The organism is Methylotuvimicrobium sp. KM2 (assembly GCF_038051925.1).
In the GTDB taxonomy this organism is placed as follows: domain Bacteria; phylum Pseudomonadota; class Gammaproteobacteria; order Methylococcales; family Methylomonadaceae; genus Methylotuvimicrobium.
Genome location: NZ_CP150634.1, coordinates 493376 through 507509 on the forward strand (window position 1 = coordinate 493376; position 14134 = coordinate 507509).

Annotated in this window: 10 protein-coding genes; 6 read left to right on the forward strand and 4 right to left on the reverse strand. The window is 47.2% G+C overall.

Annotated elements, in window-relative coordinates:
- Positions 1–232: 232 nt before the first annotated feature.
- Entirely contained in the window at positions 233–2737 is a 2505-nt protein-coding gene (locus WJM45_RS02225; RefSeq protein WP_341328904.1) for a glycogen/starch/alpha-glucan phosphorylase, read from the forward strand.
- Between the two features lie 567 nt (positions 2738–3304).
- A complete protein-coding gene (gene trmL / locus WJM45_RS02230; protein WP_341327375.1) occupies positions 3305–3775 on the forward strand; it encodes a tRNA (uridine(34)/cytosine(34)/5-carboxymethylaminomethyluridine(34)-2'-O)-methyltransferase TrmL in 471 nt (156 codons plus the stop codon).
- A 360-nt stretch (positions 3776–4135) separates the two neighbouring features.
- On the opposite strand, the gene WJM45_RS02235 is transcribed toward trmL, so the two are convergent.
- The 4 genes from WJM45_RS02235 to WJM45_RS02250 all read right to left on the reverse strand — a co-directional run bounded on the left by WJM45_RS02235 (position 4136) and on the right by WJM45_RS02250 (position 6483).
- Positions 4136–5134 carry an NAD(P)H-dependent glycerol-3-phosphate dehydrogenase gene (locus WJM45_RS02235; RefSeq protein ID WP_341327376.1) on the reverse strand — a complete coding sequence of 333 codons (999 nt, stop codon included), beginning with the start codon at positions 5132–5134 and terminating at the stop codon, positions 4136–4138.
- Between the two features lie 6 nt (positions 5135–5140).
- On the reverse strand, positions 5141–5611 hold the full coding sequence (gene secB / locus WJM45_RS02240; RefSeq protein ID WP_341327377.1) for a protein-export chaperone SecB: 471 nt from the start codon (positions 5609–5611) through the stop codon (positions 5141–5143).
- A 65-nt stretch (positions 5612–5676) separates the two neighbouring features.
- On the reverse strand, positions 5677–6117 hold the full coding sequence (locus tag WJM45_RS02245) for a rhodanese-like domain-containing protein (protein ID WP_341327378.1): 441 nt from the start codon (positions 6115–6117) through the stop codon (positions 5677–5679).
- Positions 6118–6168: 51 nt separating this feature from the next.
- Positions 6169–6483, reverse strand: a complete 315-nt coding sequence (locus WJM45_RS02250; protein WP_014146945.1) for a metalloregulator ArsR/SmtB family transcription factor — start codon at positions 6481–6483, stop codon at positions 6169–6171.
- Positions 6484–6906: 423 nt separating this feature from the next.
- Here WJM45_RS02250 and WJM45_RS02255 point away from each other — a divergent pair, with 423 nt between their 5' ends.
- From WJM45_RS02255 to WJM45_RS02270, 4 genes are all read left to right on the forward strand, one after another.
- Positions 6907–8100, forward strand: coding sequence for a peptidoglycan DD-metalloendopeptidase family protein (locus tag WJM45_RS02255; RefSeq protein ID WP_341327379.1), 1194 nt, complete (start codon positions 6907–6909; stop codon positions 8098–8100).
- 46 nt (positions 8101–8146) lie between these two features.
- On the forward strand, positions 8147–9463 hold the full coding sequence (locus WJM45_RS02260) for a S41 family peptidase (RefSeq protein ID WP_341327380.1): 1317 nt from the start codon (positions 8147–8149) through the stop codon (positions 9461–9463).
- A gap of 15 nt (positions 9464–9478) precedes the next feature.
- Positions 9479–10417 carry a divergent polysaccharide deacetylase family protein gene (locus WJM45_RS02265; RefSeq protein ID WP_341327381.1) on the forward strand — a complete coding sequence of 313 codons (939 nt, stop codon included), beginning with the start codon at positions 9479–9481 and terminating at the stop codon, positions 10415–10417.
- A 216-nt stretch (positions 10418–10633) separates the two neighbouring features.
- Positions 10634–14080: a response regulator gene (locus tag WJM45_RS02270; RefSeq protein ID WP_341327382.1), complete on the forward strand. Its 3447-nt coding sequence runs from the start codon at positions 10634–10636 to the stop codon at positions 14078–14080.
- Positions 14081–14134: the final 54 nt, after the last annotated feature.

The window sequence follows — 14134 nt, forward strand, 5'->3', positions numbered from 1 at the left end:
TGAGCGGCAAGTCAATGCATAGTCGTGCATTTGTGAACTGGTGCTACTGAGGTGTCTTCGGCTTGCCGTCCATGGCATTTGATACCCGTTTGTCTGAATATTGTATTCAAGTAATACTGAACGCCTGTTTCTCAAGCGGATTAAGGCTTAATTTAATCGCCTTAAATCACTTGTTTAATGAAAATAAACCGATATGATTGATATGTACGAACAATCCGAAGAGCCATCAAAAATGCCTAGCACTATTTTCAAAAAAAGTAAGCCGGACCCAACGATAACCAAACTCCCAAGTTTGTCGTTGGATAAGGATCATTTGATTACCGATTTCAAGCGTTATTACGCTTATCGCTTAGGGCGCGACGAAAACTGTCGGTCTCCGTATTATGCATACGAAGCCTTGTCTTTAGTCATCAGCGACAGGCTCATCGAACGTTGGAAAAATACTTACAACGCTTATAGGGATACCGATTGCAGAAAAGCTTATTACCTGTCGATGGAATTTTTGATGGGGCGAACCTTGAGCAATGCGATGCTCAATCTAGGCGTGACTGACGAAGCCACTCGCGCGATGTATGATCTCGGATTGGAAATTGAGGAATTGGTCGATAGCGAACCGGATGCGGGGCTCGGCAATGGCGGTTTGGGGCGATTGGCGGCATGTTTTATCGATAGTTGCGCCACTTTGCAACTTCCGGTCATCGGTTATGGGTTGCGCTACGAATACGGCATGTTTAGTCAAGTCGTGCAGAACGGCGAGCAAGTGGAAAGGCCCGACCATTGGTTGAGAAACGGCAATGTTTGGGAAATTGAAAGGCCGGAGTACGCGCATCGGATCAAATTCGGAGGGCGTACCGAATCGCATAGCGATGAAAACGGCAACAAAAGGGTTTGTTGGGTCGATACGCAAGATATTCTCGCGGTTCCCTACGATACACCGATTCCCGGGTATAACAACGGTACCGTCAATACGTTGAGGTTATGGAAATCGACCGCGACCGAGGAATTCAATCTGCAAGAATTCAATGCCGGTGATTATGCCGAGTCGGTAGCCGCTAAGAATACCGCGGAAAATATCACGATGGTGCTCTATCCGAACGATGCCAATGAGAACGGTAAAGCATTGCGCTTGAAGCAGCAATATTTGTTGGCTTCAGCCAGTTTGCAGGATGTTATCGCTAACTGGGTTGGGCGTCATGGCAACAACTTTACCGAATTTGCCGAGAAAAACTGTTTTCAATTGAACGATACGCATCCTAGTATAGCGGTGGCTGAATTGATGCGCTTATTGATCGATATTCATGGGTTGTCTTGGAATGAGGCATGGAGCATTACGACTAACACCATGGCATATACCAACCATACCTTGTTGCCGGAAGCGTTGGAGCGCTGGTCAGTGAGTTTGTTTGAGCAGCTTTTGCCGAGATTGTTGGAAATTATTTACGACATCAATGCGAAGTTCATGGCCGAAGTCTCGACGCATTGGCCGGGCGATCTCGATAGAATGCGGCGCATGTCGATCATCGAGGAGGGCGCGGAGAAGCAAGTGCGCATGGCTTATTTGGCCATTGTCGGCAGTTATTCGGTTAACGGTGTCGCCGAATTGCATTCGAAATTGTTACAAGAAGGGCTATTCAAGGATTTTTACGAATTATGGCCGTCAAAGTTTAATAACAAGACGAATGGCGTGACTCCGCGCCGTTGGTTGGCCGGTTGTAATCCTGCTTTGGCGGAATTGATCACGGAAACCATAGGCGATGCTTGGATAACCGATTTGTCGGAGTTGCAAAAACTGAAGCCTTATGCCGAGGATGCCGCGTTTCGTGACAAGTGGCTGGCTATTCAACGCCAAAATAAGCAACGCTTAATCGACTATAAGAAGAGCGAGCTCGGCCTCGAGTTGTCTGCCGATGCCCTGTTCGATGTGCAGGTCAAGCGGATTCATGAATATAAACGGCAGTTGCTCAATGTTTTGCATGTCATACATTTGTACGACAAAATCAAGCGCGGCGATACGCAAGATTGGGTTAATCGTTGCGTTTTAATCGGAGGTAAAGCGGCGCCCGGTTATGTGATGGCTAAAAAAATCATTAAATTCATCAATAATGTTTCCGACGTCATTAATTTCGACCCGGAGGTCGGTGATAAATTAAAATTGGTTTTTTTGCCGAATTATCGGGTTTCCGCGATGGAGATCATTTGTACCGGAGCCGATTTGTCCGAACAAATTTCGACGGCCGGCAAGGAGGCTTCCGGAACCGGCAATATGAAGTTCATGATGAACGGAGCGATTACGATCGGTACGTTGGACGGTGCAAATATTGAAATTCTCGAAGAGGTCGGTGAGGATAATTTCTTTTTATTCGGCTTAACAGAGGATCAAGTCGAGGAAATGAAAGGGCATTACGATCCTAACGCAATTATTGAGCAGGATAATGACCTAAAAAGGGTCGTGAATCTGATAGAGTGCGGTCATTTCAGTCTGATGGAGCCCGGTATATTCGACGATCTTGTTAATTCGATTAAAAGTCCTTACGATCCTTGGATGACCGTTGCCGATTTTCGCAGTTATGTCGATGCGCAAAATCGCGCCGAGAAAGCCTTCCTAGATACTGATCGATGGATCAAAATGAGTATTCTCAATTGTGCTTCGAGCGGAAAGTTTTCGACCGATCGAACCATTAGCGATTATAACCGGGATATTTGGAAGTTAACGCCCGTTCGGATAGATGAGTTATGATTCTGTTCTTGGCCTAATAACCATTGAAACTTGTTTAGGCGTGGGATTCGCTTGTCGAGGAGTGATTATTCACACCCACCTATCGTTCCCACGCAGAGCACTCATCGTTATAAATAAGTCATGAATTACCCTTTTGCAATCTTAGCCAATGAGGCCTCGATACCATTTATTGTCGCTTAACACTCTCGGCCTCGATATCGCGATCAGGGGATCGCTCCCACAAAGGGTTACAAGCGCTGTGGGAGCGACGCCTACGTCGCGACTATCGAAGCCGCTAACGCTCAAACACCAATAGCTTTTTCGGATGACCTAGCGCTCGGTCGCTACGTTTTGTGCAATTAGGTATATTTATACTTGTGTATAACGGCGAGCGTAGAGCATGGGTACGAGAATTAAATTAACCATGATGTTGAACCATTGCCAATGACCTATCGAATTTATCCAGCACCTAAATAAACAAAAATATTAAACATTGCTAATGGGCTATGGAATTTAGGTGCTGGATTTAGGTGCCGGCTAAAGAGAAGTTGGCTTAATTGCCGTTTTTGTTGCAAGGAAGTGTCGTTAATGTTTGATATCGTGCTCTATGAGCCTGAGATACCGGCGAATTCCGGTAATATTATTAGGTTGTGCGCCAATACCGGTGCGAGTTTGCATTTAATCGAGCCGTTGGGCTTTGAGATGGATGACAAAAAACTGCGCAGGGCCGGCTTGGACTATCATGAATGGGCAAACGTTTGCGTTTACGGTTCGTTGGCCGATTTTGTCGAGCAACAAAAACCGCCAAGGTTGTTTGCATTATCAACCAAGGGGCAAAAAATCTATAGTGAGGTGGGCTTTGAGCCGAATGATGCGTTTTTGTTCGGACCGGAATCGCGCGGTCTGCCCGCCTCGGTTTTGACATCGATGGAACGGGACAAATTACTGTATTTACCGATGCAGCCCGATAGTCGCAGTTTAAATTTATCCAATACCGTATCGATTGTATTGTATGAAGCCTGGCGGCAACAGTCGTTTGTCGGAGCGTTAATCAAATAAGCTGGTTAGCATTGCGCAGGTGAGACTAAGTCCCAAGCGCCGGCGTAGATCGAAGGATGGGGTTTGAGGTCATACGCATCAAGCTAAAAACGGCCAACCCGCATCACGCTCTTTCCCAAGCTCCAGCTTGGGAAAGACGCACCGGAAGCTCCAGCTTCCTGAAACCGACACAACCTCCGCACATTCTCAATCAACCCCGACTCGCCCGCTTGTTCAATCTTTCTTGATTGTCGGGAAGCTAGAGCTTCCTGAATAGGTTACCCAAGCTGGAGCTTGGGTAACAGCATAAAATCTTTTCACCATTCACCATTCACCATTACAAAATCATAGACCGTAGACAGTGAATTTATAAAAATTTAGCTAGCTTTCGGCTTTTAATTCGCGGTCCAATAGGTTTTGCACGGCTGTCAACGGCGACAAGCTCTCATAGAGCACCTTGTAAGTTTGTTCGGTAATCGGCATGTCGATGCCGTGCGTTTGTGCCAGTAAATAAGTTTCTTTTGCAGCCGATACGCCTTCGATCTCTTGGTCGATTTCTTCTCGGGCTGCGGCGCGATCTTTGTTCTGTCCGAGTGCAAGGCCGAAACGCCGGTTTCTTGATTGGTTGTCGGTACAAGTTAAAATCAAGTCGCCGAGTCCGGCAAGGCCCATGAACGTTTCTTGTCGGCCGCCGAGTTCTAAGCCGAGCCTGATTATTTCATGGAGTCCCCGTGTAATGAGCGCGGCGCGTGTGTTGGCGCCGAAATTCAGACCGTCTGCAATGCCCGAGGCGATAGCCAAAACGTTTTTAACCGCGCCGCCGGTTTGTACGCCGATCATGTCGGTGCTGGTATAAGTGCGAAATCGTGCGCTGTGGAAAATTCGGGTCAATTGTTCGGCAAAGCAGGCATGATTCGATGCGATTGTAATTGCCGTTGGTAAATCGGCCGCGACTTCTCGGGCAAAAGTGGGACCGGATAAAACAGCGGCCGGAGTCTCTTTGGTAAATATGCGTTCGACCGAGTAATGTAACAAATAGCCGTCGTTTGGTGCGAACCCTTTGGTGGCCCAGGCGATTTGCACCTGTTGGCCGGTAAATCGTCGTAGTTTGATCAGCGTATCTTTGAAAGCGCGACTAGGAACGGCAATCAGGATTAGGTCGCTGAATGCGGCGGCTTCTGCAAGATCCGAGCTGGTTTCAAGGGTGCAGGGAAAAACAAAGCCGGGCAAGTAACGCTGATTGGTTCTATTCTGTTGCAGTGTTCGAATGTGGGTTGGATCGTGTCCCCACAACAGCGTACGATAGCCGTTTCTGGCTGCTTGTATCGCTAAAGCAGTGCCCCATGATCCGGCGCCGAGTACGCTGATAGTTGAGGTCATGAGTCTTTAGTTGACCTTATTTGAGCCGGGTGCTTGTTGTTTGGCTTGTTGTATGTGCTGAGCATAGAGCGCATCGAAGTTGACCGGGGCCAGCAGCAGTTGTGGAAAACCGCCTTTGGCAACCAGGTCCGAAACGGCTTCTCGCGCATAAGGGAATAATATATTGGGGCAGAAGCTGCCGACCATCGGTCCCATTTCTTCTTCGCTAAATCCCTTCAAGGCATAAATGCCGGCTTGGCAGACTTCAACCAAATAGGCGGTTGATTCGCCGCATTTGACCGTGACGGTTACGGTCAGGGAGACTTCATACATGTCGTTTTCCAAGGTTTGCACATTAGTACCGAGATTGAAATCGACTTTCGGTTCCCATTTTTCGGTAAAAATCTTCGGCGAATTCGGTGTTTCGAACGAAATGTCCTTGGTATAAATTTTTTGAATCGAGAAATGTTTTTCCGCGGGCTTGTTTTCTTCGGCCATGGGTATTAAGTCCTGTTTTTATGAATAGAAAAATTTTAACTTTATGTCGTAAAAAGCTGGGGAAATCAGTTTTTGTTTTTACTGGCGATTTTAATAGGGAGTTTGTTTTCTTCCCAAGATTGCATGCCGCCGATGATGTTGTAAACATCTGAGAAGCCGGCTTTGGTTAAAGTTTTACAGGCCGGTACGGAGCGCGTTCCCGTTTGACAGACCACGATGACCGGGTGGTCTTTGTGTTGAGCGAGTTCGTCAAGTTGGCTTTCCAGTTTACCGAGCGGCACGTTGACGGCGTTTTCGATTGCGCCCTTGATGAATTCAGGCGGTTCGCGAACATCGATAATGATCGCGTCGCTGGCATTCATTTTAACGACTGCCAATAAAGGGGAGAGTGCTTTGAATTTATTGAACAAGCTCTCAAATAAATCTTGAATCAGCAAGAAGGTGACGACTGCTAGTGCCAGCGACAATATATAATGGTTTAAGATGAACTCTATTAAACGATCCATGGAGTGATTGGTAAGGTAATTAGAAATTAAGGTGAAGGAAAAACAGTTGGTTTAGCAAGTGGTGCAAAAAACGTCACGCATCATTTTTATGAGTTTAAGCATGCGTTCGTCGTCGATGTAATAAAAAACCCGGTTGGCTTCTTTTTTAGAGCCTAAAATGCCTTTTTCTCTTAGAATAGACAGATGCTGAGAGATGTTGCTTTGGCTGGTTCCGACTTGCTCGACTATGTCCTGAACGTTAATCGATTCGCTGCCTAGCACGCAGAGTATTTTTAAACGAAGGGGGTGGGACATAGCTTTCAAGCATCGAGCAGCCCGGTCAATTTCCGCGTCGTTATTGATTAGATGATCTTCGTCATGATCCATGGAGTATCGATTCTTAAAAACCAAGCAGTGTGGGCTCAGGGGTGTCGAGAATTAGACTTCGGTCGGTTGCCGTAAAAACTGCAAATATGACCGCGAAGTATATTTATACACAACATTTGCTAACGTGTATTACTATAATTATAGTGGTAGACCGGACCTGACTATTAAAAATGAATTTTAAATAGCCAGTAAATCTAACAAAATGAGCGGCGCTTTTCAATCATTTTGACTGATTACGACAAACACGCCATTAGAATTGGGCGTGAACCTATGCCCTTGGCACTTCCAATTTCGGCAGCGCCTTAGGAGGGACCGAGTACCCCGGCGCCGAATTTGATCTACGATGGGTATAACGAGTATTGGTATGTAGCAGCCGTTTGAAATGATGGGCATATCCTCATTTGCAGAGGCTTGAAGGGCTTTATGAATAAAATTTTCGTCGGCTTCGCTTGGTTGGCGCTGAGTGGTTTATCTGTTCAGGTTACAGCGGAAGAAAAAAATCAGGACTTGGTTAAAATTCAAGCCGAAATCAATGCCGTCAATCGGAATATAAAGCGGATTGAAAAAGAGCAGGGTGCGTTATTGACGCAGTTGGCTGAAATTGAAAAATATTATGGCAAGACCGTCGCAACCTTAAAACAATTGCAAGGGCAAATCGATAGCAAGCAACGAAAGATTCAGGATTTGCGCAACAAAACTCGATTATTGCAACTTGAAATAGCTGAACAGAATGAAGGGCTAAGTCATCAAGTTAAGGCCGCTTACGCGATGGGCCGCAAGGAAAAATTGAAGCTGATGCTAAACCAAGAAGACCCGGCTCTATCCAGCCGTATTATGGTTTATTACGACTATCTAAATAAAGCGAGGCTGGAGAAGTTGGCCGGAATCAGCCAAACGGTCATAGAACTCACCGAGCTGGAGCGGGAAAACTTCAAGGAAAGTGAATTACTCGAGCAGACTTTACAGTTAAAAAAAACCGAGCAAGAGGCCTTGGACCGAAGTCGGTTGCAAAGAAAGGAATTACTGGCCCGTCTGGAAAAAGATTATTCCTCCAGCAAGCTTCGATTGAGTCAATTGCGGGAAGGCGAGGCTCGATTGCAAAAATTGGTAAATGGCTTACAGCAAGCGGCGATTAAACAACCGTTTGAACCGGAGCCGGGAAAACCGGTCATAAAGCAGCAAGAACCAGTCGATTGGCCTGTTAAGCCTTTTGCATCCTCGCAAGGAGACTTGCCTTGGCCTGTTAATGGTCAATTAGTGAAAAAATTCGGTAGCCCTAGGTTGGGAAGTCGTTGGGATGGTGTTTTGATCGGTGCGGGCGAAGGTACGGAAATAAGAGCGGTTTCCGCAGGTAAGGTAGTATTCGCCGATTGGCTAAGAGGTTATGGTTTGTTGACGATCATCGATCACGGTAATGGTTATATGACGCTCTATGCGTTCAATCAAAGCCTTTATAAAACGGTCGGCGACCGAGTCGCTCCAGGCGATGTGATTGCTTCGGTCGGTAAAAGCGGTGGTAGAAGTAAGGCGGGTCTGTATTTTGGAATACGCAAGAATGGCAAGCCCGTCGATCCGGTTCGGTGGTGCCGAAAAACAGACCAGGATCGCACAGGATAAATGTATTATTTAAATCGGAAATCAGAAGTTTGGAGTTTTTAGGGCTATGCAGAAAAAAAGTTTATGGGGTTTGGTTCTGGGAATGTTCCTGGGCATTTTTATCAGCGTTGGCGGTAATGTCCTGGCTGAACGAGGTAGTCGATCATCGGAGACCGAGGTGTTGCCTTTCGAGGACCTTCGCACCTTTACCGAAATCTTTGGGCGTATAAAACGCGATTATGTCGAGTCGGTAACCGACAAACAGCTGCTCGAACATGCAATTCGCGGCATGTTGATTGGACTCGATCCGCATTCGGATTATCTGACCGGCGATCAATACAAAGAGCTTCAAGAAGGTACAACGGGCCAATTTGGTGGATTGGGCATTGAAGTCACGATGGAAAACGGTTTCGTCAAAGTCGTGTCGCCAATCGACGATACCCCCGCGCAACGGGCTGGCGTGAAAGCAGGCGATTTGGTCGTCCGCTTGGACGATCAACCGGTTAAAGGAATGTCGCTGGGCGATGCGGTCAAGCTGATGCGCGGCGATCCCGGTAGCGCCATCGTTCTGACCATTATGCGGGAGGGCGAAGAAGCGCCTTTGAAAATTGAAATTACCCGGGATATTATCAAGGTCAAAAGCGTTAGAAGTCGACTTCTCGAAAAAGATTATGGTTATTTGAGAATCAGCAGCTTTCAATCTAAAACCGGTGAGGGTTTGCGTAAGGCCATGGCGGAGTTGGAAAAAGAAAACGATGGTCAGCTAAAGGGATTAGTATTGGATTTACGCAACAACCCGGGTGGTGTCTTGAATGCCGCGGTTGACGTTAGCGATGCTTTTCTCGATAAAGGCTTGATTGTTTATACCGAAGGACGAATTGAAAATTCCGAAATGCGTTTCAATGCCTCTCCGGACGATGTGCTCAATGGCGCGCCTATCGTCGTGTTGATCAATGCAGGATCTGCTTCGGCATCTGAAATCGTAGCCGGCGCATTGCAGGATCATCGCCGGGCAGTGATCATGGGCGAGAAATCGTTTGGCAAAGGTTCGGTACAAACTGTTCTGCCGACCAGTGGCGGCGCGGCGGTTAAGCTGACCACGGCGCGTTATTTCACGCCTTCGGGTCGTTCTATTCAAGCTGAAGGCATCGAGCCGGATATTCAATTGGATCGTTATAAGTTGGAATCGGTCGACGGACCTGACTTTAAGCCGGTCAAGGAAGCCGATTTGTCGCGCCATTTAACTAATGGCAACAAATCCAAAAAGAAGCAGGAAAAAAAGGATACAGAGCAAGATCAAGAGAAAAGCAAATTGGAAATTACCGATTATCCGCTTCATGAAGCCTTGATGTTGCTGAAAGGGATCGCAATTTTGCGGAATTAACGTTTCGATCGGCGCATGAAACCCCGGCATTTCATTGGTTTATTAATCTTTGGGATGTCGGGGTTTTTTATTGTCTGGCATCCGGTCGCAGCAGAGTTAAATGAACGTTCGCGCATCGCCATCATAATCGACGACATGGGTAATAGTCTCGGAATCGGTGCTGCCGCAATTGGATTGCCGGGTAATCTCACATATTCGTTTTTGCCGTTTGCTTTGCATTCCAGGCGGTTGGCGTTACTTGCATCGCGTCACGGTAAGGAAATTATGTTACATGCGCCGATGCAGGCGCTAAGCGACAAGCCTATGGGGTCGGGCGGGCTAACCGTCTCGTTGGATCGCAATGAGGTTGTGCGCCGATTTTCTGCGCAATTGGCGGCTGTTCCGGGTATTTCGGGTGTCAATAATCACATGGGCAGCGCCCTGACGCGTGATCCGATAATGATGGGCTGGCTAATGGAGGTCTTAGCGAGGAAGCCCGATGCTTTGTATTTTATCGACAGTGTGACGACCGATCATTCGGTAGCCAAAAAGGTTGCGGATGCGCATCGAGTCCCTGCTTTGAGTCGGGATGTTTTTTTGGATCATGAGGATTCGAAAATTAGGATCCGCGAACAATTCGAGTTGCTTGTTTCGATCGCAAAACGGCGTGGTTATGCCGTGGCGATTGGGCATCCGAGAGTGAATACGTTAAAGGTTTTACGGGAAAAATTGTCGGATTTGGATCGAATCGGAGTCGAATTAGTACCGGTTTCGGCACTATTAGCTCAATACCCCAGTCCTCGGGTATTTCCGGTTAAACAGCGCAAATTGCCTGTTCAAATAGCCGAGCAAAAAGCGATGGAACCCTTGAAAACAAGGCAACATAAGCCGATACGGATTAGAGCAATACCTTTAAAGCCAAGCGTTCAAACAGCAAATGACAAAATACAGGTCCGGGAATTTGATCTATTCTAATAGTCAAGGATTACGATATACCCGCCGTAGATCAAAATTCGGCGCCTGGGTGATACGACCATGGCTCTATGCCAGCTCCATGCTGGTTCCCCACCTAGCGTTAGCTGAGGGATCGGACACCCGGGCGCCTCCTCAGGCACTGCCGAAATTTGAAGTGCGAGAGGTATAACAATAAAGCGCGACTTTTCTTTTTATTCAGCGGAGTGATGGTTGTAAATGTCTTTCCAAAAACCGGTTTGGAGTCAGCTGCCTAAATTGGCCGCTAAATTAGCCGCCTTTGACCAAGCGCCCGTCGCTAATTTATGGGTCGACGCATCAGGTGCTATCGGCTATGCCAATGAACGTTTTTTACAGACTTTCGGTTACGGTGATGACGAATTAAACGGTATATCATTGGATCGTTTAATTCCGTCGCTCGATGTCGATCAATGGCGGGAAGAGTGGTGGCCGCTTATCGGGAAGGATCGCTATCTTCCGGTTTTTCCTTTGTCTTGGCGACACAGCAGAGGGATTCGCATGGAATATACCGCGTCGGTGTCCCAAGTCGAGGTTTCCGGTTTGAGTTTTGCGGCATTTCATTTATGGCCCAAATCCTTACAGCAAAGCAATAGCGCTAAATTAGCTCAAAGCGATGTGTTAAGTGTTTTGCAATGTTTGGGTGAAAGTGTTTGCTTGCTGGATGATTTGGGTGTGATTCGTTTTGCTAATCCGGCGTTATGTAAGTTGGTCGGCGGTTCTGAAGCGGATCTGATTGATGTTCCTCTTCTTGAAATCGTATCGCCGGCAAAGTCGCATTTAACCAGGGTTTGGGATGTGTTACGGAAAAAAAAGTCCGAAACCGAATGCGAATTTGAAAATCTAGTCGGAAATTCGCTGCATGTGCGTATGACATCGGTACCCTTGCAAGCGAATGAGCAAGGTTTAGCTAGTTATTTGGTCAGTTTTGTCGACATTACCGAACAAATTAAAGTAGCTCGTCAGTTGGAGGCTCAAAATGCCAGCTACGAGCGCTTGGCATCCAATGTACCCGGGTTCATTTATAAATTTCGGATGACGCCGGAGGGCGTTTTTTCGTTTCCTTATGCAAGCCGAGGTTGTAAAGAAATATTCGGCGTCGAGCCGGCCGCTGTCGCAAATGACGCCACTCCTATTGTACATACGATACATCCGGACGATCTGCCCGGATTTCAAAGTAGCGTTTTGGATTCCGCGATTCATTTATCCCCTTGGAATTTCGAAGCACGCCAGATGACGGCTAACGGCGAATGGAAATGGTTTCATGCCGCTTCCAGACCGCATTTACAGGATAACGGAGATATTATCTGGGAAGGCTTGGTCATGGATGTGACTGCCCGCAAGCGATCCGAGGAAGAATTGGCCAAGGCAAAACTAGCTGCAGAAGTTTCTGCAAAAGCGAAGGCCGAATTTTTGGCGAATATGAGCCATGAAATCCGGACGCCGCTCAATGCGATCATCGGTCTGAATCGCCTGGTGCTTAAGTCGGAACTGAATGAAGTGCAACGGGATTATTTGCACAAAGTTCAGCTATCTTCGGAAAATCTGCTCGGCATTATCAATAATATTTTGGACTTTTCCAAAATCGAATCGGGTAAGCTCGATGTCGAGCATGTCGAATTCAATTTGGATGCGGTATTGGAAAATATCGGCTCGATGCTAGAGCCGGTCGCGGCTGAGAAACATTTGGATTTATTAATCGATCGCGGCCTGGGCGTGCCATTATGCATGATCGGCGATTCGTTGCGCTTGATTCAAGTGCTGACCAATTTGTGCAGCAATGCCATAAAGTTTACCGAACAAGGCGAAGTCGTCATTTCGGTCAAAACCGAAGGAGACGATCAATTGCGCTTTAGCGTCAAGGATACCGGAATCGGCTTATCCGAAAAGCAAAAAAGCCGGATTTTCGATTCGTTCACACAAGCCGATAGTTCGACAACACGCCATTTCGGCGGAACCGGTTTAGGTCTGACGATCAGTAAACACTTGGTCGAAATGATGGGGGGAGAGCTCGGTGTCGACAGCGCCGAAGGCGCCGGAAGCGAGTTTTATTTTACACTGCCGCTGAATGTCGTTCCCGATAGTAAGCCCGTTGATCATATTCCGGCCGAATTGGAAGGTTGGCATGTATTGTTGATTTGCGAAAATGAAACAGCCTGCGGGATATTCGAAACGATGCTGCGCGATCTGCGTTTTAATGTGACCCTGTGTTCTCTCGGAAAAATGAAATTACAGGACATATTGCGGGAACATCAAGATTCCGAGCAGTCCGCGCTGGAATTGGTTTTGCTGGATTGGAAAATGAGTGACGCCGATAAGGCGGATATTCTTAAAGCTTTGGAAACGAGTGCGTTCGGAAAAAAGACACCGATCATCATCAATGTTTCGTCGCTCGAAGCCGAGAGTATCAAGAAGGTATCGGGACAATTCCCCAATATTACGCTGATGAATAAACCGAGCACGCCGTCTTGTCTGATGGATGCGATCTTAAATGCTTGCGGAAAGGAAGCATTGATTGAAAACCTTAAAAACCGCCATGAGACGGCAAACGCACTATTTTACGAAACAGCGGTACGAGGGATTCGAGTATTGATTGTCGAGGACAACGAAATCAATCAGGAGGTTGTGCGCAAAACGTTGGAAAGTGCCGGTGTTGTCGTTGATATTGTCAACAATGGATTGGAAGCGGTAAACCGACTTCGGCAAACTGCCGACGAGCCGAGTTATAATGCCGTGCTGATGGATTTGCAGATGCCGGAGATGGACGGTTATGAAGCGACGACGATTCTCCGCAAGGATTCGCGTTTCGATAAATTGCCCATTATAGCGATGACGGCGCATACCATCGAATCGGACCGGCAACAATGTTTGGCGACCGGTATGCAAGATCATATCGGTAAGCCGATCGATCCTGAACAGTTATTTTCGAAACTGGCCCGATGGACAGTATTGAGCGGGGATCACGAGTCCCCCGTATTGCCTGAAAACCAGGCCCCGACAATGAAGTCGAGTCAATGCTTGCCTGGGCTGGCATCTCTTGAGACCGTTAATGTCCAATCGGCCTTGCGTTTATTGCAGGACGACGAGTCTCTATTAATCAAACTCTTGCTTAAATTCGCAGACGAACAAGGTAGCGCAGCGGATTCGATCGCGGGCATGTTAGCCGAAGAAAAACCGGAAAATGCAGCCGATAAAGCGCATCTTATTAAAGGCGTTGCCGGCAATCTCCATATTTTGAAGGTCTTCGAGACCGCGGCTCAATTAGAATCCGAGCTGCGGCAGTCGGACGCGTCAATGGTTGCTGAAGCACTCTCTAATTTTGCTTACGAAATGAATCGATTTGTCGAGGAAATGGACGGTTGGCGACAGCTAAGCGATACTCCAGGTCTCGTAGAAGAGTCGCGGAATTGTTCGGAAATGACAACCGGGGGCGTCAATGAAACCGTGGCATTGTGCGAGCGTTTGATCGATTTTCTGGAAGCGAATAATTGGCAGGCCGAAGATTGTCTGGAGGAGCTGGAACGCCGGATGAGCGGCGGATATGCTCAAGAATTGGCAATAATAAAAAATTATTTAATGGATCTTGATTTTGCCGTAGCTGCCGATTGCGTTAAAGAATTGAGGGACCGTTTACGCACGTCGGTTTGAATTTAACGCTAATGACGCATTCACAATCCTGAGCAGCCCAATTCTAAAAAGGTA

What these genes read in the sequence shown, in the direction of transcription:
- WJM45_RS02225 (WP_341328904.1), top strand. Translation starts at nt 233, where the DNA reads ATGCCTAGCACTATTTTCAAAAAAAGTAAGCCGGACCCAACGATAACC.
- trmL (WP_341327375.1), top strand. Translation starts at nt 3,305, where the DNA reads ATGTTTGATATCGTGCTCTATGAGCCTGAGATACCGGCGAATTCCGGT.
- WJM45_RS02235 (WP_341327376.1), bottom strand. Translation starts at nt 5,134, where the DNA reads ATGACCTCAACTATCAGCGTACTCGGCGCCGGATCATGGGGCACTGCT.
- secB (WP_341327377.1), bottom strand. Translation starts at nt 5,611, where the DNA reads ATGGCCGAAGAAAACAAGCCCGCGGAAAAACATTTCTCGATTCAAAAA.
- WJM45_RS02245 (WP_341327378.1), bottom strand. Translation starts at nt 6,117, where the DNA reads ATGGATCGTTTAATAGAGTTCATCTTAAACCATTATATATTGTCGCTG.
- WJM45_RS02250 (WP_014146945.1), bottom strand. Translation starts at nt 6,483, where the DNA reads ATGGATCATGACGAAGATCATCTAATCAATAACGACGCGGAAATTGAC.
- WJM45_RS02255 (WP_341327379.1), top strand. Translation starts at nt 6,907, where the DNA reads ATGAATAAAATTTTCGTCGGCTTCGCTTGGTTGGCGCTGAGTGGTTTA.
- WJM45_RS02260 (WP_341327380.1), top strand. Translation starts at nt 8,147, where the DNA reads ATGCAGAAAAAAAGTTTATGGGGTTTGGTTCTGGGAATGTTCCTGGGC.
- WJM45_RS02265 (WP_341327381.1), top strand. Translation starts at nt 9,479, where the DNA reads ATGAAACCCCGGCATTTCATTGGTTTATTAATCTTTGGGATGTCGGGG.
- WJM45_RS02270 (WP_341327382.1), top strand. Translation starts at nt 10,634, where the DNA reads ATGTCTTTCCAAAAACCGGTTTGGAGTCAGCTGCCTAAATTGGCCGCT.